Source organism: Blastococcus sp. LR1 (genome assembly GCF_020166105.1).
Lineage (GTDB): Bacteria > Actinomycetota > Actinomycetes > Mycobacteriales > Geodermatophilaceae > Blastococcus.
In genome coordinates this window covers 294793-318364 of record NZ_JAIUJY010000001.1, presented here as the reverse complement: position 1 = coordinate 318364, position 23572 = coordinate 294793, and the positions used below count along the sequence as shown (strand labels likewise).

General features: G+C 74.2%; 20 protein-coding genes, 1 pseudogene and 1 riboswitch. Of the genes and pseudogenes, 12 read left to right on the top strand and 9 right to left on the bottom strand.

What is annotated here, in order from left to right:
* The first annotated feature begins 45 nt into the window (after positions 1–45).
* The 6 genes from LBW97_RS01520 (at position 46) to LBW97_RS01495 (ending at position 4812) form a co-directional block, all read left to right on the top strand.
* Positions 46–1335 (top strand): cation:proton antiporter, encoded by a 1290-nt coding sequence (locus tag LBW97_RS01520; RefSeq protein ID WP_224497642.1) that lies wholly within the window; start codon positions 46–48, stop codon positions 1333–1335.
* Between the two features lie 45 nt (positions 1336–1380).
* Entirely contained in the window at positions 1381–1818 is a 438-nt protein-coding gene (locus LBW97_RS01515) for a RidA family protein (RefSeq protein WP_224497641.1), read from the top strand.
* A 2-nt stretch (positions 1819–1820) separates the two neighbouring features.
* Positions 1821–2306, top strand: coding sequence for a polyadenylate-specific 3'-exoribonuclease AS (locus tag LBW97_RS01510; protein ID WP_224497640.1), 486 nt, complete (start codon positions 1821–1823; stop codon positions 2304–2306).
* A 74-nt stretch (positions 2307–2380) separates the two neighbouring features.
* Positions 2381–3589, top strand: coding sequence for a CdaR family transcriptional regulator (locus tag LBW97_RS01505; protein WP_224497639.1), 1209 nt, complete (start codon positions 2381–2383; stop codon positions 3587–3589).
* A 101-nt stretch (positions 3590–3690) separates the two neighbouring features.
* Positions 3691–4116 (top strand): STAS domain-containing protein, encoded by a 426-nt coding sequence (locus LBW97_RS01500; RefSeq protein ID WP_224497638.1) that lies wholly within the window; start codon positions 3691–3693, stop codon positions 4114–4116.
* 66 nt (positions 4117–4182) lie between these two features.
* The gene (locus LBW97_RS01495; RefSeq protein ID WP_224497637.1) at positions 4183–4812 is read left to right on the top strand and encodes a hypothetical protein; all 630 of its coding nucleotides are present in this window, start codon (positions 4183–4185) and stop codon (positions 4810–4812) included.
* 63 nt (positions 4813–4875) lie between these two features.
* On the opposite strand, the gene LBW97_RS01490 is transcribed toward LBW97_RS01495, so the two are convergent.
* Positions 4876–7020, bottom strand: a complete 2145-nt coding sequence (locus tag LBW97_RS01490; protein WP_224497636.1) for a methyl-accepting chemotaxis protein — start codon at positions 7018–7020, stop codon at positions 4876–4878.
* Positions 7021–7249: 229 nt separating this feature from the next.
* Between LBW97_RS01490 and LBW97_RS01485 the strand changes: the two genes are divergently transcribed.
* From LBW97_RS01485 to LBW97_RS20295, 3 genes are all read left to right on the top strand, one after another.
* The gene (locus LBW97_RS01485; protein ID WP_224497635.1) at positions 7250–8587 is read left to right on the top strand and encodes a class II 3-deoxy-7-phosphoheptulonate synthase; all 1338 of its coding nucleotides are present in this window, start codon (positions 7250–7252) and stop codon (positions 8585–8587) included.
* Positions 8584–9603, top strand: coding sequence for a low specificity L-threonine aldolase (locus tag LBW97_RS01480; protein ID WP_224497634.1), 1020 nt, complete (start codon positions 8584–8586; stop codon positions 9601–9603). The genes LBW97_RS01485 and LBW97_RS01480 overlap by 4 nt, the downstream gene beginning before the upstream one ends.
* Before the next feature lie 160 nt (positions 9604–9763).
* The gene (locus LBW97_RS20295; RefSeq protein ID WP_224497633.1) at positions 9764–11947 is read left to right on the top strand and encodes an EAL domain-containing protein; all 2184 of its coding nucleotides are present in this window, start codon (positions 9764–9766) and stop codon (positions 11945–11947) included.
* Positions 11948–11971: 24 nt separating this feature from the next.
* Here the strand turns inward: LBW97_RS20295 and LBW97_RS01470 are convergent, their stop codons facing one another.
* From LBW97_RS01470 to LBW97_RS01450, 5 genes are all read right to left on the bottom strand, one after another.
* Positions 11972–13138 (bottom strand): S8 family peptidase, encoded by a 1167-nt coding sequence (locus LBW97_RS01470; RefSeq protein ID WP_224497632.1) that lies wholly within the window; start codon positions 13136–13138, stop codon positions 11972–11974.
* A gap of 142 nt (positions 13139–13280) precedes the next feature.
* A complete protein-coding gene (locus LBW97_RS01465; RefSeq protein ID WP_224497631.1) occupies positions 13281–14198 on the bottom strand; it encodes a deoxyribonuclease IV in 918 nt (305 codons plus the stop codon).
* A 13-nt stretch (positions 14199–14211) separates the two neighbouring features.
* Positions 14212–16200: a Stk1 family PASTA domain-containing Ser/Thr kinase gene (gene pknB, locus LBW97_RS01460; protein ID WP_224497630.1), complete on the bottom strand. Its 1989-nt coding sequence runs from the start codon at positions 16198–16200 to the stop codon at positions 14212–14214.
* 123 nt (positions 16201–16323) lie between these two features.
* Positions 16324–17790 (bottom strand): glycine hydroxymethyltransferase, encoded by a 1467-nt coding sequence (locus LBW97_RS01455; RefSeq protein WP_224497629.1) that lies wholly within the window; start codon positions 17788–17790, stop codon positions 16324–16326.
* A gap of 25 nt (positions 17791–17815) precedes the next feature.
* Positions 17816–17900: riboswitch (ZMP/ZTP riboswitch) on the bottom strand.
* A gap of 4 nt (positions 17901–17904) precedes the next feature.
* Complete coding sequence (locus LBW97_RS01450) at positions 17905–19044, bottom strand: alpha-hydroxy acid oxidase (protein ID WP_224497628.1); 1140 nt, start codon at positions 19042–19044, stop codon at positions 17905–17907.
* Positions 19045–19057: 13 nt separating this feature from the next.
* Here LBW97_RS01450 and LBW97_RS01445 point away from each other — a divergent pair, with 13 nt between their 5' ends.
* The 3 genes and pseudogenes from LBW97_RS01445 to LBW97_RS19710 all read left to right on the top strand — a co-directional run.
* Entirely contained in the window at positions 19058–19381 is a 324-nt protein-coding gene (locus LBW97_RS01445; RefSeq protein ID WP_224497627.1) for an Rv2175c family DNA-binding protein, read from the top strand.
* Between the two features lie 15 nt (positions 19382–19396).
* Positions 19397–19819 carry a lycopene cyclase domain-containing protein gene (locus tag LBW97_RS01440; protein ID WP_224497626.1) on the top strand — a complete coding sequence of 141 codons (423 nt, stop codon included), beginning with the start codon at positions 19397–19399 and terminating at the stop codon, positions 19817–19819.
* Positions 19816–20025 (top strand): annotated as a pseudogene (locus LBW97_RS19710) (lycopene cyclase domain-containing protein); the annotation flags it as partial. The gene LBW97_RS01440 and the pseudogene LBW97_RS19710, both read left to right, overlap by 4 nt.
* Here LBW97_RS19710 and LBW97_RS01430 read toward each other — a convergent pair.
* The 3 genes from LBW97_RS01430 to LBW97_RS01420 are packed head-to-tail and all read right to left on the bottom strand — an operon-like array spanning position 20022 to position 23544.
* Positions 20022–20957 (bottom strand): phytoene/squalene synthase family protein, encoded by a 936-nt coding sequence (locus tag LBW97_RS01430; protein WP_224497625.1) that lies wholly within the window; start codon positions 20955–20957, stop codon positions 20022–20024. The pseudogene LBW97_RS19710 and the gene LBW97_RS01430 overlap by 4 nt on opposite strands.
* Positions 20954–22435 (bottom strand): phytoene desaturase family protein, encoded by a 1482-nt coding sequence (gene crtI, locus LBW97_RS01425; protein ID WP_224497624.1) that lies wholly within the window; start codon positions 22433–22435, stop codon positions 20954–20956. Before crtI ends, LBW97_RS01430 begins: the two co-directional genes overlap by 4 nt.
* On the bottom strand, positions 22432–23544 hold the full coding sequence (locus tag LBW97_RS01420; RefSeq protein ID WP_224497623.1) for a polyprenyl synthetase family protein: 1113 nt from the start codon (positions 23542–23544) through the stop codon (positions 22432–22434). Before LBW97_RS01420 ends, crtI begins: the two co-directional genes overlap by 4 nt.
* Between the last annotated feature and the right edge of the window lie 28 nt (positions 23545–23572).

Here is a 23572-nt window from a genome sequence, read left to right as displayed (position 1 = left end):
ATCGCGGACACTGACCGCGTGACCGATTCCCGGCAGCCCTGACGCGTGGACCCGACCGGAGCTGCCTATGCGGCAGCGGGTGCCGCAACCCTGCTCGCTGCGCTGCTGCCCCGGCTGGTGAGCCGCGCGCCGCTGTCGATGCCGATGGTCTTCGTCGGACTCGGCGTCCTCACGTTCGCGGTCCTGCCCGACCTCCCCGCGCCCGATCCGATCGCGCACGGGACGGCGACCGCGCATCTCACCGAGCTCGTCGTGATCGTGAGCCTCATGGGCGCCGGCCTCGCGCTGGACCGGCCGCTCGGATGGCGGGCCTGGGGTTCGACCTGGCGGCTGCTGGCCGTCACCATGCCTGTGACGGTCCTCGCCACCGCCTTCCTCGGGAGCTGGCTGCTCGGGCTCGGCGCCGCGGCCGCGATCCTGCTCGGCGCTGCGCTGGCCCCCACCGACCCGGTGCTGGCCACCGAGGTGCAGGTGGGCGAGCCGACCGACGACGAGGAGAGCGAGGACGAGGCGCGCTTCGCCCTCACCTCGGAGGCCGGCCTCAACGACGGCCTGGCCTTCCCCTTCACCTATGCGGCGATCGCCGTCGCGACGGCGGGGCTCGCGCCGGCGGGCTGGCTGGGGGAGTGGCTGGCGCTCGACGTCGCCTGGCGGACCGCCGCCGGCGTGGGTGCCGGGGCAGCCATGGGCTGGGTGCTGCGGACGCTCTTCTTCTCCCGTTCCGCGGAACGGGCGCACCTGGCCGAGCGGGCCGAGGGGTTCGTGGCCCTGAGCGGGATCTTCCTGGCCTACGGGGTCGCGGAGCTCATCGAGGGCTACGGGTTCATCGCCGTCTTCGTGTGTGCGCTGACCATCCGGGCGGCGGAGCGGACGCACGACCGGCACCAGGTGCTGCACGCCCAGGTGGAGCAGCTCGAGCGGCTGCTGACCGTCGTCCTGCTGCTGCTCGTCGGCGGCGCGGTGGCCCGCGGGATCCTGGCCGGCGTCGGCTGGCGGGAGTTCGTGCTCGCCGCCGTCTTCCTGCTCGTGGTCCGGCCGCTGGCCGGGCAGCTGGCCTTCCTCGGCAGCTCCACCGGGTCGCGGGAGCGGTGGGTCGTGTCGTTCTTCGGTGTCCGCGGCATCGGCTCGCTGTACTACCTCGCCTACGGGCTGAGCCAGGCCGACATCCCCGGCGCCGAGCAGCTGTGGCGCGTGACGGTGCTGGTGGTGGTCGGCTCGGTGGTCCTGCACGGCGCGACGGCCGGTCCGGTCATCCACTGGCTCGACCGGCAGCGGGAGCGCCGGGCCCGCGCGGTGCACGGGTCGGAGGAGCAGGCGCCGGTCACCCCGGTCTGACCGGCTCCGGACGACACCGGCCCGCCGGTGGCCCATGATCGACTCGTGACCATCGAGCTGGTGCGCCCGCCGGGCCTGACCGACTCCTCGCCGTGCGCCCACGCGGCGGTGACCGACCCCGGGCGGCTGGTCTTCACCGCCGGTGCCGGACCGCTCGGCGCGGACGGCTCGACGGTGGCCGTCGGCGACGTCCGCGGCCAGACGCGCCAGGTGATGACCAACCTGGCGGCGGCGCTGGAGGCGGCCGTGGCGGGGCTCGGCGACATCCTCCGGACGACGGTCTACGTCGTCACCGCTGACCGGGGCGAACTCCTGACCGCCGGGCAGGGAGTGCGCGAGGCGCTCGGCGCGCACCTGGCACCGAGCACGCTGGTCGGCGTCACCGTGCTGGCGCACCCGGACCAGCTGGTCGAGGTGGAGGCGGTGGCCGTCCGCGACACCTGGGAGGACCCGGGGCCGCCGGACGGCGCGGCTACGTTGTGAGCGTGCGGCGCTTCTTCTACGACACCGAGTTCATCGAGGACGGCACCACGATCGACCTCGTCTCCATCGGCGTCGTCGACGAGGCCGGCCGGGAGTTCTACGCGGTGAGCACGCAGTTCGACGAGCGCAAGGCGATCCCGTGGGTGCGCCGCAACGTGCTCGACCAGCTGCCTCCGCCGGCGGACAAGGCCTGGCGCAGCCGGGAGCGGATCCGCGAGGACCTGCTGGCCTTCCTCACCGGCCCGGGCGAGGAGATCGAGCTCTGGGCCTGGTTCGGCGCCTACGACCACGTGGCGTTGTGCCAGCTCTGGGGGTCGATGCCCGCCCTGCCCCGGCCGATCCCGCGATTCACCCGCGAGCTGCGCCAGCGGTGGGACGACCGCGGCCAGCCGGCCCTGCCGCCGAAGCCACCGGGCACCCACGACGCGCTGGTCGACGCGCGCTACAACCTCGTGCGCTGGAACGTGATGGAGGCCGCCCGCGGGTGAGTCCCGCGGACGGCCGCCGGCTCCGCCCGGGGTCCCCCTCGCCGCCCGTGGCGGGGAGCGGAAGACTGCGCGAGGTGCGCCGCAGCCAGAAGGTCCCGTCGTCGGCGGTGGTGACCGAGGTGGGCGAGGCAGCGGCCCGCGAGCACGGCCTGTCCGCGTCGCTGCTGGAGGGGTACCTGGCGGCGCTCGTCGAGGTGGCGGTGCACGGCCGGCGGCTCACCGACGCCGAGGAGGCCCGCTGCCGGGACCTCGGCGCCGAGGCCGCACAGCAGGGTGTCGCGCTCCCGGCACTGGTCGACCTCTACATGACCGCCTCCCGTCGGCTCTGGCCCCGCCTGCCGGAGCTCGTCACCGACGCGCGCGGCCGTCCGCTGGGGTCCTCGGGGCTCGTCGCGGTGGGGGAGGCGGTGTGGCAGGGAGCCGACACGGCGCTCGCGGCGCTGGCGGCCGGCCACGAGGAGGCCCAGCGCGAGGTGGTCCGCCGGGAGGAGGCGTTCCGCCGGGAGTTCGTCGACGACCTGCTCACCGGCCGGTCGGACGTCGGGTCCCTGGTGGAGCGCGCCGAGCGGCTGGGGCTCGGGCTGACGGGCAGCCACACCGTGACCGTGGCGGCCACCGATCGCCCAGCCGACTCCGGCATGCACCTGACGAAGTGGCTCGAGGGCGACGCCAGGATGCGCTTCGGCGACCGTGGGCTCCTGGTCGCGGCGAAGGACGGCCGCCTGGTGAGCATCATCTCCTCCGCCGGGGCGCATGGTCGCGGCGGCGACGGCCATGCGCTCGCCGAGGCGGCCGGCGCGGCCGTCGCCCGATTGACTCGGCGGCCGCGCTGGCGAGCCGGGGTGGGCCGCTCGCACCCGGGACCCCGAGGGGTCCTGCGGTCCTACCGCGAGGCGGTCGACGCCCTCGAGGTGGCCGAACGGCTCGACCTCCCCGACCGCGTGGTCCACGCCCGCGATCTGCTGGTCTACCGGGTCCTGCTGCGCGACGAGGCGGCCATCGCGGACCTGGTCGGCACCGTGCTGGGCCCGCTGTCCGACGCGCGCGGCGGACCCGAACCGCTGGTGGCGACGGTGGAGGCCTACTTCGCCGACGGCCGCAACGCAGCGTCGGCCGCCCGCCGGCTCCACCTGAGCGTGCGGGCGGTGACCTACCGCCTCCAACGGGTCCGCGAGCTCACCGGCTACGACCCTGCCGACCCGGCCGACCAGCTGCCGCTGATGGTCGCCGTCACCGGCGCGAGACTGCTGGACTGGCCCGCAGCGCCGCTCACCACGGACTGAGCGGAACCCGTCGGGCTGCCGGGACCCGGCAACCTGGCGAGCCGGTTGTCGTCCGGTTCCGGGACTCCCGGACCACGGCCCTCCCGCCCTAGCGTCGACGCATGACACGGATCGCCCATCCGCTCCCGCGGCTCCGCGCCGGTTCCACCGCCACCCGCCGTCCCGGGGCGTGGCGACCCTCCGCGATTCCGCAGCAGTCCTGCGGAGGCACGATCCCGAACGGGCAACAGGCGGCACTGACCGTCGACATCGAGTGGGACCGCCCGGGTCCGGTGGTGGTGGTCGCCGGTGAGCTCGACCTCGTCGGAGGGGAGCTGTTCGCTGCGGTGCTGGACCACGTGCGCTCGACCCGGCCGGGGCCGGTCACCGTGGACCTGTCGCGGGTCACCTTCGTCGACACCCACGGCCTGACGCCGGCACTCGGGGCCGACGTGGCGCTGGTGAACAGCTCGCGCGTCGTCCGCCGGCTGCTCTCGCTGATGGGCCTGCCGGACGTCGGCGCCGCTCAGCGGTCACCCCTCGGCTGACCGCCGGATCCACCGACGGACGGAGTTCTGCATGCCCTCCCTTCTCCGGCTGCTCGTCGTCGGCGCATGAGCACCGACGCGTCGCGGCCGGGGCGGTCGACGCCGTGGCGGACCGCCGCACGGGCGGGCCGGGCCGTCTGCGGAACGCTCTTCGTCGCGACCGCCCTGGTCGGCGCGGTCGTCACGCCGTGGATGGTGATGCTGGTCGCCGCGCCCGCGCTGGGTCTGCTCGCGGCCGGGACCGTGGCGTCCGCGGACCCGGACTTCCCGCGGGAGGCGGGGTCGCGCCGGATCGTCGTCCTCGTCGCCGCGGCGGGCGTGCTCGCCGTCCCGTTCGGCGCCGGGCTGCCGGCCCTCGGCGGTCTGGGCGGCGTCGTCGTCCTCGTGCTGCTGGTCGTGGGGTCGTTCGTGGCCGCCGAGGCCGCGACCGCGGCCGAGCCGACGACGCCGATCCGGGACGTCACCGAGCTCGGGGCGCTCCTGGGCACGCTGTCCACCGACGAGCTGGTCCGTGAGTGGCTCGTCACCGAGGACCACCTCCGCTCGGCCCGGCACCGGGGGCCCGCCGCCGAGGTCCGCGCCCTGCTGCTCGACGAGCTCGCCCGCCGGGATCCGGCGGGCGTCTCGGCGTGGCTCGCGGCGGGCGATCCCTCGCCCGGTCCCTACATCAGGACCGACCGGGATCTCACCGGGTGACCGCGCCCGACGCGGACGAGGCCCCTTCCGGATACCGGAAGGGGCCTCGTCAGGTGCTGGCTGTCAGACGGTGAAGACCGACAGCAGCCGGTTGAGCTCCTTGGACAGGCTGTCCAGCTCCTGAGCCGACGACCGGGCGCGGTCGACGTCGGTGGCGCTGTCCTCGGCGTCGCGGCTGACCGCCGTGAGCGTGGTGGTCACCGTGCCGGCGCCCTCGGCGGCCGTGGCCACGCTGCGGGTCAGCTCCCGGGTGGTGGCCGTCTGCTCCTCGACGGCGCTGGCGATCGTCGTCTGGTGGTCGTTGATCGAGCGGACCACCTCGGCGATCTGGGAGATGGAGCGCACCGCGGCCGTCGTCTCGGACTGGATGCCCTGGACCCGCTGCGCGATCTCCTCGCTGGCCTTGGCCGCCTCCTGGGCGAGCTCCTTGACCTCGTTGGCGACGACGGCGAAGCCCTTGCCCGCGTCACCGGCCCGGGCGGCCTCGATCGTGGCGTTCAGCGCGAGCAGGTTGGTCTGCTCGGCCACCCCGGAGATCACCTTGACGACGTCGCCGATCTCCGCGGAGCTGGCGCCCAGGGCGGCGATCGTCGACTCGGTCTTCTCGGCGAGCGAGGCTGCCTGACGGCCGACCTCGGCTGCCTCGGCGGCGCTGCGGGCGATCTCGGTGATCGAGACGCCCATCTCCTCGGCGCCGGCAGCAGCGGAGGAGACGCTCGCGCTGATGTCGGCGGCGGAGGTGTGGGCACCCTGCGCCTGCTGGCGGCTGCGCGTGGCGCGCGTGGCCAGACCGTCGGCGACGGTGGACACACCCGCGGCCGAGACGGCCACCTCCTGGGCGCACCGGTGGATGTCGCGGACGGTGGAGGCCACCTTCTCGACGAACCGGTTGAACGCGCCGGAGAGCTGGCCGACCTCGTCGTCGCGCGAGTCGTCCATGCGCTGCGTCAGGTCGCCCTCGCCGTCGGCGATCTCGGCCATGCGGTCCCGCAGATCGGTCAGCGGCTTGGTGAGCCGGCGACCGATGAGCTGCGCGATGGCGCCACCGATCAGCGCGATGACGGCCGCCGCGAGGACCAGCGCCCACACCATCGAGGAACGGCCGTCGGCCATGGCGTCCTTGGGGCCGGTGAAGTCGGCGTCCCGGGCGGCGGTGACGATCACCCAGTCCCACGGCTTGAAGTAGGAGACGCGCGCCGTGGTGGCGCCGGCCTCGGGGTCCATGTAGCGGACGGTGGCCTGGGCGCCGGGCTCGAGGGCGAGCGCGGCGTCGAGGATCTCCTGGACGTAGGGCTTGCCGTCCCGGTCGGTCGCCTCCAGCATCGGCTCGCCGTCACGGGCGCCGCCGGGGCTGATGAGCACGGTGCCGGCGATCGTGCCGGTGCCGCCGTAGACCTCGACCTGGCCCGTGTCGCCGACCTCGGTGGCCTCGAGGCTCTCCCGCAGAGCGGGGAGATTCTGCTGCTTCTGCCCGACGTAGAGCATGCCGATGACGTCGCCGGCGGGGCCGAGGATCGGCGTGTACGCCGAGACGTACCAGGAGTCGACGACGAGCGCGTTGCCGCGGTAGGTCTGGCCGCCGCTGACGGTGGAGACGACCGGGTTGGGCTTGCCGTCAGGGTTCACGGCGGGGATGTAGGTGCCGATGGCGCGCGCGCCGGTGGCGGCCACCACGTTGGTGGCGACGCGGAGCATGTTCCCCTCCGGCGTCTTCTGGAAGATGGTCGCGGTGCCACCGACCATCGCCTTGATGGTGTCGACGACCGGCGTCGCCGCGTTGACGTCGCTGTTCTTCCCGAGCCACTGGCTGCCGGCGAGCATCCGGGGCATGGTGACCGGCGTGACCTCGCTGGTCAGCTGGTTCTTCGCGTCCCAGGCGACGGAGGTACCCGGGTCCAGCTGGATCCCGCCGGACTGGCCGACGACGTACTGGGCGACGGCGAGGTCGGAGTCGACCTTCGCCGAGGTGGAGGCGCCCTGGGTGGCGACGACGTTGTAGACGCCGTCGGCGGTGCGGGTGATGTCCTCGGCGACCAGGGCGTCCAGGTCGCGGGCGGCGTCGTCGGCGAAGCCCTGGCTCTGCCACGCGCTGACGCCGCCCATCGCGACGCCCGTGACGGCGACGCTCGTCACCGCGAGCGCGACGACCTTGGTGCGGATGCCCCAATGCGAAGCAACCGCCCAGGTGGGCAGGTTCGTCGAGCTCATGTTCGGCCTTCCGTCGACTGCAGCGATCCGGTGCCACTGCTCTCAGGCTGTCTCGGCAGGCCGAAGCTGATCCGGTACCGAACCGACCGTTCGTGACCGCTTCGTCATGAGATGTGACTGGTGTTGCACAGTGATAGAGCGACTACACGTTGTAAGCGGGCCCGGGGGTCGGATCCGCGGGTGAGACGCGTCTCTCTGAGCCGATCGGGCCGCGCCGTACCCTCGGGGCGTGAGCCTCTCCGAATCCGCTCAGCTGGTGCCCGGCCTGGACCGGTGGCGCGAGCTGCCCATCGCCCAGCAGCCGCGATGGCCGGACCGGGCGGCGCTGGACACGGTGCTGGCGACCCTCTCCACCGTTCCGCCGATCGTCGCGCCAGCCGAGGTCGACACGTTGCGCGCCCAGCTGGCCGACGTCGCCCAGGGCAAGGCCTTCCTGCTCCAGGGCGGCGACTGCGCGGAGACCTTCGACCTCAACACCGAGCCGCACCTGCAGAGCACCACGCGGACGCTGCTCCAGATGGCCGTCGTCCTCACCTACGGCGCGAGCGTGCCGGTGGTGAAGGTCGGCCGGGTCGCCGGCCAGTACGCCAAGCCGCGTTCGTCGGACACCGACGCGCTCGGCCTGCCCTCCTACCGCGGCGACATGGTCAACGACCTGGAGCCGGTGCTGGAGAAGCGGATCCCCGACCCCAACCGGCTGGTCCGCGCCTACGCCAACTCCGCCGCGGCGATGAACATGATCCGGGCCTACGCCCGCGGCGGCCTCGCCGACCTGCACGCCGTGCACGACTGGAACAAGGACTTCGTCTCCAGCTCGCCCGCCGGCGTGCGGTACGAGGTCATCGCCCGGGAGATCGACCGGGCGCTGGCCTTCATGAAGGCCTGCGGCATCGACTCCGACGCGCTGCGTGGTGTGGAGCTCTACGCCTCGCACGAGGCGCTGATCCTCGACTACGAGCGGGCGCTGCTGCGCATGCACGAGGGCCGGCCCTACGCGCTCTCGGCGCACTTCGTGTGGGTGGGGGAGCGCACCCGGCAGATGGACGGCGCGCACATCGAGTTCGTCTCGAAGCTGGCCAACCCGATCGGTGTGAAGATCGGCCCGACGACGACTCCTGAGCAGGCGACCGAGCTGGTCGAGCGCCTCGACCCCGACGGCCTGCCCGGCAAGCTGACGCTGATCAGCCGGATGGGCAACGGGAAGATCCGCGACGTCCTCCCGGGCATCGTCGAGAAGGTCACCGCCAGCGGCCACCAGGTGGTCTGGCAGTGCGACCCGATGCACGGCAACACCCACGAGTCCTCGACCGGCTACAAGACGCGGCACTTCGACCGCGTCGTCGACGAGGTGCTGGGCTTCTTCGACGTCCACCGCGCACTGGGCACCTGGCCCGGCGGCATCCACGTCGAGCTGACCGGTGAGGACGTCACCGAGTGCCTCGGCGGCGCCATGGAGATCAGCGACGAGGACCTGAACAGCCGGTACGAGACCGCCTGTGACCCGCGGCTGAACACCGGGCAGTCGCTGGAGCTGGCGTTCCTCGTGGCGGAGATGCTGCGCGGATGACGGACGCTGCTGACCTGGTCGACCTGAGGTCGGACACCGTCACCCGGCCCACCGACGGCATGCGCAAGGCCATGGCCGAGGCCGAGGTGGGCGACGACGTCTACGGCGAGGACCCGGCCGTCCGCGCGCTCGAGGAGCGCGTGGCGGCGATGTTCGGCCACGAGGCCGCGATGTTCGTGCCCTCGGGGACCATGGGCAACCAGATCGGCATGCGGCTGGTCTGCGAGCCCGGCCAGGAGATCCTCTGCGACGCCGACGCCCACGTCGTCACCTACGAGATGGGTGCCGCGGCCGCGATCTTCGGCATCTCGACGCGCACCGTCGTCTCCGACCGGGGCCTGCTGGACGCCGATGCGCTGATCGAGCAGGTGCGGCCGAAGAGCGACTGGCACCTGACGGCCACGGCCGCGATCGCGGTGGAGAACACCCACAACCGTGGCTTCGGGCGGGTGCAGCCGCTGGACCAGCTGCAGAAGCTCTGGAACTGGTCGCGCGAGGCCGACGTCGCCGTCCACCTCGACGGCGCCCGGCTCTGGAACGCGCACGTCGCGTCCGGTGTCCCGCTGGCGACCTACGGCGGGCTCGCCGACACCGCCTCGGTCTGCTTCTCCAAGGGGCTCGGCACGCCGGTGGGCTCGGTGCTCGTGGCGTCCGAGGCCCGCATCGCGGCCGCCCGGCTCTGGCGCAAGCGGCTCGGCGGCGGGATGCGCCAGGTCGGCGTGCTGGCCGCGGCCTGCACCTATGCGCTGGACGAGCACCTGCCCCGGCTCGGGGAGGACCACGAGCACGCGCAGCTGCTGGCGACGCGGCTCGGCGTCGACCCGGCGACGGTGCAGACCAACATGGTGGTGCTCGACGACGTCGCCGCTCCGCTGATCGCCGAGGCCGCCAAGGCGCAGGGCGTGCTGGTCTCGCAGGTCAGCGCACGCCGGGTCCGGCTGGTCACGCACCTCGACGTCGACCGGGCCGCCGTCGAGCGTGCCGCCGACGTGCTGAACGGCCTCCTCGACCGCTGATCCGGCGGGCGGCCCGGCGGGGTGCGGGGCGGGACGTCGGTGGCCCCGCCCGGGTGGCGCGCGCACAATCGCGGGATGCAGATCCGGCCGCCGACGGTCCCCGGAGGAGACCGCGCGGCGGAACTGCCGGCCCGCAGCAGCGGCCCGCGGGCCTGACGCCGTGGATCGACGCGTCAGCCGGCTCGACGAGTTCTTCGTCGGTAGCGCGCTCTGCTTCGGCCCGGCCTCGGCGCTGTTCTGGGCGCTGTTCGCCGTCCCTTCGACCGGACAGTCGGCCGTGCTCCTCGCGTGCAGTGCCGCAGGCATGGCCGTCGGGGTGCCCCTGCTCCTGGGGCGCCGCCGGCGGGCGAGCGTCGCCGCGGTGCAGGTCGTCCTCGCCGTCTACGCGGTCGCCCTGTGCGGGGTGGCCTACGTGCTCGGGCAGCTGATCAACGCCGGGCCGTTCTTCTCCTACCTGATCTGGGCCTTCCCGCCGGCCTTCATCGTGCTGCCGCTGCGGCGCGCGGTCCTGCACTCGGGGTGGGTCCTCGCGTGCATCGTCACGGTCGAGGCCTTCACCCGACCGGACCTGGCCGGCAACGTCGAGGTGGCCCGGGTGGGGCTGATCCTGAGCACGCAGGTCGTCGCGGCCGCAGCCCTGGGGATCCTCGCGACCCGGGCCCGTCGCGCGGCGCTGCGCCAGCGGGTGCTGGCCGGGTTCGGTGCCCGGGCACTGACGACGGTGGCCGAGGAGGACCTGCTCGCCGACGCGCACACGGTGGCCGAGCAGTTGGCCGGCGGACCGGTGGCCTCGTCGCCGGGGCCCGACCCCGACCGGCAGGTCGCGGTGCCGTTGCGCCCGGGGGACCCGTCCAGTCCCGCGTGGTACCTGCCGCGACCGCGCTTCCCCTGGCAGGCGACCGGCGCCGACCTGGCCATGCTGACCACCCTGACCTCGATGACCACGGCGGCCCAGGACCGGCTCGCCGAGTTGAACCGCACCGAGCACGCCGCCCTGCACGATCCGCTGACCGGGCTGCCCAACCGGGCCCTCGGCCTCGACCGGCTGGCCCAGTCGCTGAGCCGCCGCACCAGCCGGGGGCTGGCCGTCCTGCTCGTCGACCTGGACCAGTTCAAGCAGATCAACGATGTGCACGGCCACGCCGCCGGCGACCTCCTGCTCCAGGAGCTCGGGGCACGCCTGAGCGCCGGCGTCCGCCCCCAGGACACGGTGGCCCGGCTGGGCGGCGACGAGTTCATGATCATCGCCGACGACGTGCACGGCGTCGCCGAGGCCGAGGCGGTCGCCGAGCGGCTCGGACGGATCTGGGAGCGCCCGTACCGGATCGGACCGGCCGAGGTCTTCGTGACCGGGAGCATCGGCATCGCCCTGGCCGGGTCCCGGGTGGGCGACGCCCCCGACCCGGCGGCACAGCTCTCGGGGGAGTGGGCGAGGAGCCACGCGGCCGAGCTGCTGCGGGAGGCCGACACCGCCATGTACGGGGCCAAGGCACGTCGACGCGGGGGCACCGCGGTCTACGACGACGCGGCGCGGCACTCCTCCGCGCGCCGCCTCGAGCTCGAGCACGAGCTGCGGAGCGCGGTCGCCGACGGTGGCTTCCACCTCGTCTACCAGCCCATCGCCGACCTGCGGTCGGGTGCGTTCACGGCGGTCGAGACGCTGCTGCGCTGGACGCATCCCAGGCTCGGCGAGATGCCGCCGGCGGAGTTCGTCCCGATCGCCGAGCAGCTGGGTCTCATCCGGCCGCTGGGGGAGCTCGTCCTGCGGCAGGCACTGGAGGTGGCCCGGGACTGGCAGGACCGCGGCCTCCGGTGCGACGGCCGGCCGATCGGCTTCACGGTCAACGTGAGCCCGGTCCAGCTCGACGACCCGCAGTTCCTCCTCGCCCTCGAGGCGCTGGTCGGGGCGACCGGCCTCCCGGCCGGGACCGTGGGGATCGAGATCACCGAGGGCGTGTTCCTCCGGGATCCGCACGCGGCCCGGCGGATCCTCGACGCGGCCCGGGACGCCGGCGTGCGGGTGCTGCTCGACGACTTCGGCACGGGCTACAGCTCGCTGGCCTACCTGAGCGACTTCGCGCCGGACGCCATCAAGATCGACCGGTCCTTCGTCAGCCGCCTCGACCAGGACCCGCGGGCGCGGGCCATCGTCCGCGCGGTGGCGACCCTGGGCCGGGACCTGGGGGCCGACGTCGTCGCGGAGGGCATCGAGACCGCGGACCAGCGGAGCCTGCTGTTCGACCTGGAGGTCACCCACGGCCAGGGCTTCGGACTGGCCAGACCGAAGCCGTGCGAGGAGGTCTACGCGCTGCTGACGGCAGGAGCCGGGAGTGGGGCGCGCTGACTCCCGACGCCGTGCGTCGTGAGGTCAGTAGGCGCTGAACAGCAGGTCGTTGTTCGCCGTCTTCTTCGTCGGCACGGCGTTCTTCGTGGTCGCGGTGCGGATCGCCGTGGCCACCGCCGCCGGCGTCGCCGCCGGAGCTCCCTGCAGGTGCAGCGCGGCGACGCCCGCCACGTGCGGGGTGGCCATCGACGTCCCGCTGATGCTGTTCCTGGCGGTCGTGTCGGTGTGCCAGGTGCTGGTGATCGAGACACCGGGTGCGAACAGGTCCACGCAGCTGCCGTAGTTGCTGAAGGACGCCGCCTTGTCGGTGCGGTCGGTGGCGCCCACGGTGAGGGCCGCGGGAACCCGGGCGGGGGAGGAGTTGCAGGCGTTCTGCGGAACGCCCAGGGAGTTGCCGTTGCCCGCGGCGACCGCATACGTCACGCCGTCGGCGATCGAGCGCTGCACCGCGCTGTCCACCGCGGCGCTCGCGCCGCCGCCCAGGCTCATGTTCGCCACCGCGGGAACGCCGGGCGCGTGGTGGGCGGTCACCCAGTCGATGCCCGCGATCACGCCGGCGTTGGTGCCGGAACCGGCGCAGTCGAGGACCCGGACCGCGACGAGGGAGACGCCCTTGGCCACGCCGTGCTCGGTCCCGCCCACCGTGCCGGCCACGTGGGTGCCGTGGCCGTTGCAGTCGTCCGCGCTGCCACCGTCGACGGCGTCGTAGCCGGTGACGGCCCGGCCGCCGAAGTCGGCGTGGTCCAGGCGGATCCCGGTGTCGATCACGTACGCGGTGACGCCGGCTCCGGTCGCCGTGTAGCTGTAGCTGCTGGTCAGCGGGAGGGCGCGCTGGTCGAGCCGGTCCAGGCCCCAGGTGGCCGAGCCCTGGGTGGCGGCCAGGGAGATGGGGGCGTCGCGCTCGACGGAGAGGACGCCGGGCAGTGCGGCGAGCCGGTCGGCCACGCGCGTCGGCAGCTGGACCGCGTAACCGTTCAGGGCCGCGGCGTAGACGTGGCGGACGGAGCCGCCGAGCCGGGCCGCACGCTCCGCGGCAGGGCCGGGGACGGTGCCCGGCTGGAGCGTGACGATGTAGGTGGCGACGGCCGAGTCCGGGGCGGGTGCGGCCGCGGCGGTGCCGGTCGTGGCGCCGACGCCGGTCGCGGCGACGGCCGTGACGGCCGCAGCCACCAGGGTCTTGCGGATCTGCACGGGTTCTCCTCGTCCACCGGTCGCCGCCAGCTGTAACGGCGCGGGTTCGCAGAGTGAAGCCCATCGGCCCGCGGAACGGAATGGCCCGTTACCGAAAGGCAGGTGAGTGCGGCGGTTCGCCCGCGCCCGGGCGTGTCGCCCCTCAGGCGAGGAGGTCGCCCGCGGGATCGCCGATCAGCGAGTTGAGCAGCTTGATGTCCGCGGCGTGGCCGCCGCAGGGGTCGCCGTCGCGCTCGCTCGGCGTCTCCACGACCATCGCCACGCCCGCCGTGGTGCGGTGTTTCAGCAGCTCGGCGAACGGGCCGGTGCCGTAGGGCCCGGAGCCGATCGTTCCCTCGCCGATGGTCGTGTGCCGGTCACGCTTGGAGCCGCAGCCGTCGAGCGAGTCGTTGACGTGCACCAGCCCGAGCCGGCCCGGGCCGACCGTGGCCTCCAGGGCGTCGAGGGTGGCGCTCATCCCACCGGGGACGGCGAGGTCGTGCCCGGCTGCCCAGGCGTGGCAGGTGTCGAAGCAGACGCCGACCAGCGGGTGCTGCTCGAGCGCGGCGAAGTAGGGGCCGAGGTCCTGGACCGTGGCGGCCAGCGCCTTGCCGCCGCCGGCGGTGGGCTCGATGAGCAGCCGCGGGCCGTCGGGGTCGGCGGCCTCCAGCACCGGCAGCAGCCGCTCGTGCAGCTGGCGCAGCGCCTCCTCGTAGCGGTCCTCGCCCACCGCGGAGCCCCCGTGGACGACGACGCCGTCGCAGCCCAGCTGCGCACCGCGGCGAAGGTTGTGCGCGATGGAGGCGATCGACTGCTCGACGGTCGCCTCGGTGGGGGAGCCGACGTTCACCAGGAACGGCGTGTGGATGAAGGAGGGCACGCCCCGCTCGGTGCAGCCGGAGGTGAAGAGCGCGTCCTGCTTCGGGTCGCCGTCGGTCAGCTTCCAGCCGCGCGGGTTGCCGACGAACACCTGGACGGCGCGGGCGGCGACGGCGTCGGTGTAGACGAGACCGCCCTTGGCCAGCCCGCCCTTGATCTGGATGTGCGCGCCGACGGCCGGCGCGGCAGTGCTGTTCGACAAAGGGGAGAGGTGCCTATCCGAAGGTCAGGAGGATGGTGACGGACGTGCCCTGCTCGACCTCTTCGCCGGCCGCCGGGCTCTGCCGGAGCACGCTGTTGCCGAAGAAGCGGGTGGCCTCGACCTTGAGGCCGGCGGCCTTCAGGATCGCCGTCGCCTCGTCACCGCTCCTGCCGACGACGTCGGGGACGGCGACGAGCGGAACGCCCGCCGACACCTGGATCTTCACCGTGCTGCCGAAGGGGATCCGGCCGGCCGCGGGCCCGGGGTCGATGGCCATGACCTCGCCCTTGTCCACCGCGGCGCTGCGCCCGTCCGGAACCCGCTCCACGGTGAAGCCGAGGTCCTGGAGGTTCTTGGTCGCCTGCTCGGGGGACTGTCCGGTGACGTCGGGGACGGCGACCGGCGCCCGGCCCTGGCTGACCACGACGGTGACGACCTGGTCGCGCTTGAGCTCGGTGCCGGCGGCGGGGTCGAAGCGGATGACGTGGCCGGGCGGGATCTCGTTGTCGTAGTCCTGGCCGCGGGTGACCTGAAGCGGCAGGTCCTCGAGCTGGGTCTCCACCTGCTCGACGGGCAGCGAGACGAGGTCGGGGGAGACGGTGTAGCGCTCCTTGCCCTTGGAGACGACGAGGCGCACGTCGGTGCTCCGGATGACCTCCGCGCCGGCCGCCGGCTCGGTCGACATCACGGTGCCGGCGGGGACGTCCTCGCTCCAGACCTCCTCGCAGCAGTCCGGGTCGAGCCCGGCGTTCTGCAGCAGGTCGATCGCGGCCGCCTGTTCCGAGCCCACCAGGTCGGGAGTGCTCGTCCAGCGGCCCTCGCCGAACCACCAGCCGATCGCGCCGGCGGTCACCGCGAGCAGCGCGACGACGGCGATGGCGAGCCGGGCGCGGCGCTTGCGGATGTGGTCGGGCACGCCCGGGCGCGGCCGCGCGGGGCCGGGCCGGCGGCCCTGGACGTCGGTGGTGGGGCCGGCGCCCATGCCGGGCAGCATGCTCGTGCTCCCGCCGCGGGCGGGGCGGCCGCCGAGCACCTTGGTGCCCGGGTCGCTGGGGTGCCGGTCGCCGGGACGCGGCCGGGTCGGCCGGTTGGTCGGCCGCAGCGTGCCCGGGCCGGCGCTCTGGCCGGTGGGCACCGGAACCGGGTCGATGCCGAGGTCCCTGCGGACGTCGTCGAGCTCGGCGAGGAACGCGCCGGCGTCGATCGGCCGGCCGGCCGGGTCGCGCCGGGTGGTGCGGGCGACGAGCTCGTCGACCGCCCAGGGGAGGCCGGGCACCTCGGCCGACGGAGCCGGGACGTCGTGGTGGACGTGCTGGTAGGCCACGGCCAGCGGGGTGTCGCCGCCGAACGGCGGGTGTCCGGTCAGCATCTCGTAGAGCACGATGCCGGCCGCGTAGATGTCCGAGCGGGCGTCGGCGCGGCCGCGCTCGAGCTGCTCGGGGGAGAGGTAGGCGACGGTGCCGATGAGGACGCCGCCGGTCTGGCTGGTCTGCCCGGTGCCCACGACGGCGCGCGCCAGGCCAAAGTCGGCCACCTTGACGACGCCGTCGACGCCGATCAGCACGTTCTCGGGCTTGATGTCGCGGTGCACAATGCCGGCCCGGTGGGCGGCGGTGAGCCCGCCGAGCACGGGCTCGAGGACGGCGAACGCCTCCGCGACGGTCAGCCGGCCGCGGGCGCTCAGCAGGTCGCGCAGGGTCCGCCCCCGCACCAGTTCCATCACCAGGAAGACCAGGCCCTGGTCGCTGCCCTGGTCGCTGACGCCGACGACGTTCGGGTGGCTCAGCATCGCGGCGGCGCGGGCCTCGCGGGTGAACCGGTCGACGAACGTCGGGTCGTGGGCCAGGTGCTCGGCCATCACCTTGACGGCGACGGTCTTGTGCAGCCGGAGGTCCGTGGCGGCGTAGACGGTGGACATGCCGCCGCGCGCGAGCCGCTCCTCGAGGCGATAGCGCCCCTCGAGGAGGAGGCCGACCACGGGGTCGGTCACGGCAGTGTCCACACCGACCGAGTGTAGGAGCGCCGACGCCAGGGAGCGCCCCACCACGCGGCACGGGGGACCGCCGTGGCCCGTGGTGCGGATGAACTCGTGGCGGGGGTCACGTCGGTCCCCGGTGCGGGCGGGTCAGGCCAGGTCCAGCCCCGGGTAGAGGGGGTGGTCGGCGAGCAGCTCTGCCGCGGCCGACCGCGTCCGGTCCGCCACGCCGTCGGCGGTGGTGAACTTGGCCTTGGACGGGGTGCCCGAGCTCGTGGCGGCCGGCGTGGTGGACCCGAGGACGTCGGCGATGAGCTCCGCGACCCGGTCGAACTCCTCGGTCCCGAAGCCCCGCGTGGTCAGCGCCGGCGTGCCGATCCGGACGCCCGAGGTGTACCAGGCGCCGTTCGGGTCGGCCGGGACGGCGTTGCGGTTGGTGACGATCCCGGCGTCCAGCAGCGCGGACTCGGCCTGCCGCCCGGTGAGGCCGAAGCTGCTCACGTCCAGGAGCACCAGGTGGTTGTCGGTTCCACCGGTGACCAGCTGGACGCCGCGGCGGTCCAGCCCCTCGGCCAGGGCGACGGCGTTGTCGGCGATCGCGCGGGCGTAGTCGGCGAACTCCGGCCGGCGGGCCTCGGCGAAGGCGACGGCCTTGGCGGCCATGACGTGGGGGAGCGGCCCGCCGAGCACCATGGGGCAGCCGCGGTCGACGGCGTCGGCGAACTCCGGCTGGGCGAGCACGAAGCCGCCGCGCGGTCCGCGCAGCGACTTGTGGCTGGTGCTGGTGACGACGTGGGCGTGCGGCACCGGGTCGAAGTCGCCGGTGAGCACCTTGCCGGCCACGAGCCCGGCGAAGTGCGCCATGTCGACGACGAGCGTGGCGCCCACCTCGTCGGCGATCTCGCGCATCGTCGCGAAGTTCACCCGGCGCGGATAGGCGGAGTACCCGGCCATGAGGATGAGCGGCCGGAACTCCCGCGCCCGTGCCCGCAGCGCGTCGTAGTCGAGCAGCCCGGTCCCGGGCTCGGTGCCGTAGGAGGACTGCTCGAACATCTTGCCGCTGATGTTCGGGCGGAACCCGTGGGTGAGGTGGCCGCCGGCGTCCAGCGACATCCCGAGCATCCGCTGGTCGCCCAGGGCGTGCCGCAGCGTCGTCCAATCGGCGTCGGTGAGGTCGTTGACGTGCTTCACGCCGGCCTTCTCCAGCGCCGGCAGCTCGACGCGCTGGGCGAGCACCGCCCAGAAGGCGACGAGGTTGGCGTCGATGCCCGAGTGCGGCTGCACGTAGGCGTGCGAGGCGCCGAAGAGCTCGCGGGCGTGCTCGGCCGCCAGGGCCTCGACCGTGTCGACGTTCTGGCAGCCGGCGTAGAAGCGGTGGCCGACGGTGCCCTCGGCGTACTTGTCGCTGAACCAGTTGCCCATGGTCAGCAGCACGGCGGGGCTGGCGTAGTTCTCGCTGGCGATCAGCTTCAGCGACTCGCGCTGGTCGGTGAGCTCCTGGCTGATCGCGGCCGCGACGCGCGGCTCGACGGCGCCGATCACCTCGAGGGCGCTGCGGTAGGCCGTGGAGGCGGCAGCGGCGTCGAAGCCGGTGGTGGGGCGGGCTGTGGTGGTCATTCGGGGCTCCTGCGCGTGAGGACGGTTAGGTGGCCCAGGCGCACGGCGGTGGTGGTGCGGACCGCTCCCCGGTGGTGGCCCACCTCGACGCGCCAGTCACGGCCCGGGCCAAGGTTAGCGCGCCGCGGTGATCGAGTCGCGGGGCACCGACCGGACGTCGTCCAGGCCGCACAGCACCATCGTGTGCGCCAGCTCCTCGGTGAGCCCCTCGAGCACCTGCGCGACGCCGGCGGCGCCACCGCCGGCCAGCCCCCAGGCGATGGGCCGGCCGAGGAACACCGCCCGGGCGCCGAGGGCGAGCGCGGTCAGCACGTCCGCGCCCGTGCGGATGCCGCCGTCGGCGTAGACCTCGGCGTCGTCCCCGACGGCGTCGACGATCTCCGGGAGGGCGTGCGTGCTGGAGACGGCGGGGTCGGCCTGGCGTCCGCCGTGCGTGGAGACCCAGACGGCCGACGCCCCGGCCTGCACGCACCGGACGGCGTCGTCGCCACGCAGCACGCCCTTGACCACGACCGGCAGCCCGGAGACCTCGCCGAACCGGGCGATGTCGTCGAAGGTCCACGTCGCGGTCGCCAGCTCGGTCAGCGCCGGGCGGCGGCCGTCGGCGTCCGGGTGGTTGGCCATGCGCAGCCCGGCCGGCAGGGCGAAGGCGTTGGTCATGTCGCGGTGCCGGCGGCCGAGGAGGGGCACGTCGACGGTCATGACCAGCGCGCGGTACCCGGCGTCGCCCGCGCGCCGGGCGAGGTCCTTGGTGTGTGCGTCGGAGTGCTGCCGGTAGAGCTGGAACCACTGCGGGGCACCGTCGGCCTCGGCGGCGATCTCCTCGAGGGTGTGCGTGGCGCTCGTGGACGCCGTCATGAGGGCGCCGGTGGCCACCGCCGCCCGGGCGGTGGCCAGCTCGCCGTCCGGGTGCGCCATGCCCTGGTAGGCCCAGGGGGCGACACCGATCGGGGTCCGGACGTGGCTGCCGAGCAGCTCGGTGCCCAGCTGCGCCTGCGTCACGCCGCGCAGCACGCGCGGCCGGAGCCGGTAGGACCGCCAGGCCTCGGGCGCCTCCCGCATCGTCGTCTCGGTGTCCGAGCCGCCGGCGTAGTAGTCGTAGACGTCGGGAGGCAGCAGGTCCCGCGCCCGGGCCTCGAGGTGGGCGAGATCGAGGAACGGAGCCACCTGCCCGGGGTCCTCGGGCGTGACCTCGGCCTCCGCGCGGGCCTGCGGCGGGGGTACCAGGTTGTCGGGTCCGTTGTCGCTCGCCATAGGCTGGCACTCTATGGACACGCTCACGCCCGCGGAGGTCGCCCAGCTGCTGGGCACCTCGCCGAACCGGGTCCGGCAGCTGCTGCGCGACCGCAAGCTGATGGCCGTCCCCGGCAGCGGGAACGGCAAGATCCCGGCCGACTTCATCCAGGACGGCGAAGTCCTCAAGCACCTCCCCGGTCTGCTGACCGTCCTGCAGGACGGCAGGTTCTCCGACGAGGAGGCCTTCGAGTGGCTCTTCCGCGAGGACGAGTCGCTTCCCGGGACGCCGGTGCAGGCGCTGCGCGACAACCGGCACACCGAGGTCACCCGCCGCGCCCAGGCCCTGGCGCTCTAGGCCCCCGGCCGGCGCATGGAGCAGTTCACCTATCTCGGGCTGCTCCTCGGCTGCCTGGTGGTGACCGCGCCGCTGGAGCTGCTCCTGCGGGTGCGGGTCTACGCGCGCTGGCGGCGGCTGCTGCTCGCCGTCCTGCCGGAGTTCTCGGTGTTCGTCGTGTGGGTGCTCTACGCCATCGCGCAGGGGCACTGGAACTACTCGGCCACCCGCACCCTCGACGTCCGGCTGCCCGGCGGCATCCCGGTCGAGGAGGTGCTGTTCTTCCTCGTCGTCCCGCTCTGCTCGGTGCTGGCGCTGGAGGCGGTGCGGAAGGTGACCGGTTGGGACGCCGGCTATCCGGCTGCCCCCGACGACAGCCGCGGGAGCATCGCAGCGAGGAACGAGCGAGGAGCGGACCGGGGCGCGGAGTCGGGTAGCGGCATGGAGGCCGACCGGTGAGCTACTCCGCCCTCGCGGTCACCGCCGTCGTCGCCGTCCTCGTGGTGGACCTGGCGGTGTACCGGACCCGCATGGTCACCCGGCCGGTCTTCTGGGTCGCCTACGCGATCATCGTGACCTTCCAGCTGCTGATGAACGGCGTGCTGACCGGCCTGGACGTCGTGGTCTACGACGAGCGCACCATCTGGGGTCCGCGGATCGCCTACGCGCCGCTGGAGGACCTGCTCTTCGGCTTCGCCATGGTGACCCTGACCCTGGCGAGCTGGGCGGCGGTCAACCGGCGGGCGAACACCCCCAGGCGCCGCGGCTTGGACACCGACACCCGCCGGTCGAGCACCCGGTAGTCGGCCCGCTCGATCGCGCCGAGGATCCCGCCGTACAGGGCGGTGGCCGCGCGGACGCAGTCCCTCGACTCCGGCGCCAGCAGGGGAGTGCCGGGCGCGGCGTCGTCGTAGCGACGGCGCACGACCGCCACCATCTCGCGCATCAGCTCGCGGAAGTTCGCGTCGAACCGCTTCTCCGCGAGCTGCTCCCGGGTGACGCCGTGGGCGGCCATCAGGTCCGCGGGCAGGTACACCCGGCCGCGGTCCACGTCCTCGCCGACGTCGCGCAGGAAGTTGGTCAGCTGGAACGCCTCGCCCAGGGCGATGGCGTGCGGTGCGGCCTCCTCGCGGGCCACCCCGGGCGCGGTGCCGAGCACGGGCAGGACCTGCAGGCCGATGACCGACGCCGAGCCCCACATGTACCGGTCGAGCGCGTCCAGGTCGGCGTAGCCGGTGACGTCGAGGTCGCTGGTCATGGCGGCCAGGAAGTCGACCAGGTGCTCCAGCGGGATGTCGTAGCGCCGGTAGGTGTGCACCAGCGCGAGCCGCACCGGGTCCTCGGACCACCCGGTCTCCAGCTCCGCCAGGAGCGACGTCGACCAGCTCGCCAGGTCACCCGCGGGGTCGGCGCCGGGGTGGTCGACGAAGTCGTCGGCCACGCGGGCCGCGGCGTAGAGCGCGTGCACGGCCGGCCGCCGGTCGGGGGTGAGCAGCCGGGTCGCCAGGTGGTAGCTCTTGCCGTGCTCGGCGGCGATCGCGGCGCAGTGCCGGTAGGCGGCGTCGAGCTGGACCTGGCGGTCGTCGAGCGCGGTCATCCGGTGATCCGTTCCGCGGCCAGCCGGCCGCTGATCAGCACCATCGGCACGCCGACCCCGGGCTGCACCGAGGAGCCGGCCAGCACCACGTTCTCCGGGCCCCGGCGCGGCAGGGTCGAGGGCCGGAACGGGCCGGTCTGGCCGAAGGTGTGCGCCAGCGCGAACGGGGTGCCCGCGGCCATGCCCTGGGCGGCCCAGGTGCGCGGGGTGTCCAGGTGCTCGACCTCGATGGCGCCGGTGAGGCCGGTGAACCCGCGGGCCTCCAGCGTCTCGAGCAGCTCGTCGCGGTAGCGGGGGGCGAGGGCGTCCCAGTCGAGGTCGGGGTTGCCGCCGCTGCGCCGGTCCAGGTTCGGCGTCGGGGCGACGACGCTGAGGACCTGTCCGCCCTCGGGGGCGAGCGAGCGGTCCGTCACCGACGGCATGCTGATCAGCAGGCTCGGATCGCTCATCGGGCGGCCGTCGTGGGTCAGCTCGTCGAACACCCCGCGCCAGGAGTCGCCGAAGCTGATCGTGTGGTGCGCCTGCCCGGGCACCTCGGTGCGCACGCCGACGTGCAGCGCCACGCAGGACGGCGAGTAGATCGGCCGACGCGGTCCCCGCAGCCCCGGCACCAGCGTGTGCGGCGCGTCGGTGGTGACGACGACGGCGTCGGCGGGCAGCCGCTCGCCGTCGTCCAGGACGACGTCGGAGATCCGCGAGCCGGAGGTGGCGAGTTCGCGCACCCCGGATCCGTAGCGGAAGGTCACGCCGGCGTCGACGGCCGCGGCGGCCAGGGCGCGGGGCACCGCGCCGATGCCGCCCACCGGGTGCCAGACGCCGGCGCCGATGTCGAGCTGGGCGATCACGGCGTAGGCGGCGATGGCGCGGAAGGGGGAGACCCCGGCGTAGAGCGCCTGGAAGCTGAACAGCCGGCGCAGCCGGTCGTCGGCGAAGTACTTCTCCACGTGCGCCGACAGCCGGCCGAAGCCGCCGCGGCGAGCGAGCTGGATCAGCTGCGGGCCGACCAGGTCCAGCGGTGAGTCGAGGTTCCGGTCGATGAAGGTGGTCAGCTGCAGCCGGTACAGCTCGGCGAGGTCCGCGAGGTACCGGCGCAGGGCCACCGCCTCGGCCGGCCCGCACAGCGCCGCCACCTCGTCGGCGAACCGCGCCGGGTCGGCGTGCACGTCGAGGTGCGTGCCGTCGGCGTACTGGGCCCGGTAGCTGGTCTCCAGGGGACGCAGGTCCAGCCGGTCCTCGAGCTTCTCGCCGACGGCGGCGAGGGTGTCGGCGACGACCTCCGGAGCGGTGAAGACCGACGGCCCGGTGTCCAGCACGTAGCCGTCCTGCTCGATGCGCCCGGCGCGGCCGCCGGGCCCGTGGGCCCGCTCGACCACGGTGACCTCGCGTCCGGCGCCGCGCAGCCGCAGCGCCGCGCCCAGACCGGCCAGGCCCGCGCCGACGACGACGACGCGATCGGTGCGACCCGGAACTGTCCTCATGCGGTGCGGGTGGTCGCCGCGACGGCGAGGGCGTCGAGCGCTGCCTTGGCGTCGTCGGCCATCGGGGCCTCGGCGATCGCGCTCCGCGCCTCCCTGGTGCGGGTGGTGATCCGCTCCTCGACCCGGTCGCGGGCGCCGGTGGAGACCAGCAGCTCGCGCAGCGCGTCGAAGTCCTCGGTGCGGGCGGTCTGGCTGCCCAGCAGGTCGGCCAGCAGACAGCGCCCGGCGTCGTCTGCGGCCTCCTCGGCGAGCGCGATGAGCAGGGTCTGCTTGCCCTCGCGCAGGTCGTCGTCGGCGGACTTGCCGGTGACCGACGGGTCCCCGAACACACCCAGGACGTCGTCGCGCAGCTGGAACGCCTCGCCCAGCGGCAGGCCGATGGCGGTGCACGCCTCCACGACCGCGGGCCCGCCGCCGGCGATGGCGACGCCCAGCTGCAGGGGGCGCTGGACGGTGTAGCCGGCGCTCTTGTACCGCGCGACGGTGAGCGCGCCGTCGGGGCCGGGAAGCCCGCCGGCCGCCCGCAGCAGGTCCAGGTACTGGCCGGCGGTGACCTCGGTGCGCATCGTGTCCCACACGGCGCGGGCCCGACCCAGCGCGGCCTCGGAGATGCCCGAGCAGCGCAGCAGCTCGTCGGACCAGACCAGGGCCAGGTCGCCGACGAGGATGGCGGCGCCGACGCCGAACAGCTCCCGGTCGCCGTCGAGGGCCTCGGCGGTGTGCTTGTCGGCGAAGCCGATGTGGGTGGTGGGTCGGCCGCGACGGGTGCCGGCGGCGTCCATGACGTCGTCGTGGACGAGGGCGCTGGCGTGCACGAACTCCAGCGCGGCGACGGCCCGCAGCACCGCGGCGTCCTCCTCGCCGCCGGCCTCGGGGCGGGCCCCGCGCCAGCCCCAGTAGGCGAAGGACGGGCGCAGCTTCTTGCCGCCCTCGGCGATCGCGCAGACCTCGTCGGCCACCGGCGCCAGCCGCGCGTCCATGCCGGCGAGGGTCGCGCGCTGCTGCTCGAGGAACCCGGTGAGGGCCTCGGCGACGGCGGCCCGCACCCGGTCGAGATCGGCGGCGGCCAGGGGAGCGACGGACTCGCGCTGCTGCGCCCCGGCGATCATCTGGTCAGTATCGCCCAACCCTGTGGGG

What these genes read in the sequence shown, in the direction of transcription:
- crtI (WP_224497624.1), bottom strand. Translation starts at nt 22,435, where the DNA reads ATGAGGACAGTTCCGGGTCGCACCGATCGCGTCGTCGTCGTCGGCGCG.
- LBW97_RS01420 (WP_224497623.1), bottom strand. Translation starts at nt 23,544, where the DNA reads ATGATCGCCGGGGCGCAGCAGCGCGAGTCCGTCGCTCCCCTGGCCGCC.
- LBW97_RS01430 (WP_224497625.1), bottom strand. Translation starts at nt 20,957, where the DNA reads ATGACCGCGCTCGACGACCGCCAGGTCCAGCTCGACGCCGCCTACCGG.
- LBW97_RS01500 (WP_224497638.1), top strand. Translation starts at nt 3,691, where the DNA reads ATGACACGGATCGCCCATCCGCTCCCGCGGCTCCGCGCCGGTTCCACC.
- LBW97_RS01445 (WP_224497627.1), top strand. Translation starts at nt 19,058, where the DNA reads ATGGACACGCTCACGCCCGCGGAGGTCGCCCAGCTGCTGGGCACCTCG.
- LBW97_RS01440 (WP_224497626.1), top strand. Translation starts at nt 19,397, where the DNA reads ATGGAGCAGTTCACCTATCTCGGGCTGCTCCTCGGCTGCCTGGTGGTG.
- LBW97_RS01490 (WP_224497636.1), bottom strand. Translation starts at nt 7,020, where the DNA reads ATGAGCTCGACGAACCTGCCCACCTGGGCGGTTGCTTCGCATTGGGGC.
- LBW97_RS01495 (WP_224497637.1), top strand. Translation starts at nt 4,183, where the DNA reads ATGAGCACCGACGCGTCGCGGCCGGGGCGGTCGACGCCGTGGCGGACC.
- LBW97_RS01455 (WP_224497629.1), bottom strand. Translation starts at nt 17,790, where the DNA reads ATGACCACCACAGCCCGCCCCACCACCGGCTTCGACGCCGCTGCCGCC.
- LBW97_RS01480 (WP_224497634.1), top strand. Translation starts at nt 8,584, where the DNA reads ATGACGGACGCTGCTGACCTGGTCGACCTGAGGTCGGACACCGTCACC.
- LBW97_RS01450 (WP_224497628.1), bottom strand. Translation starts at nt 19,044, where the DNA reads ATGGCGAGCGACAACGGACCCGACAACCTGGTACCCCCGCCGCAGGCC.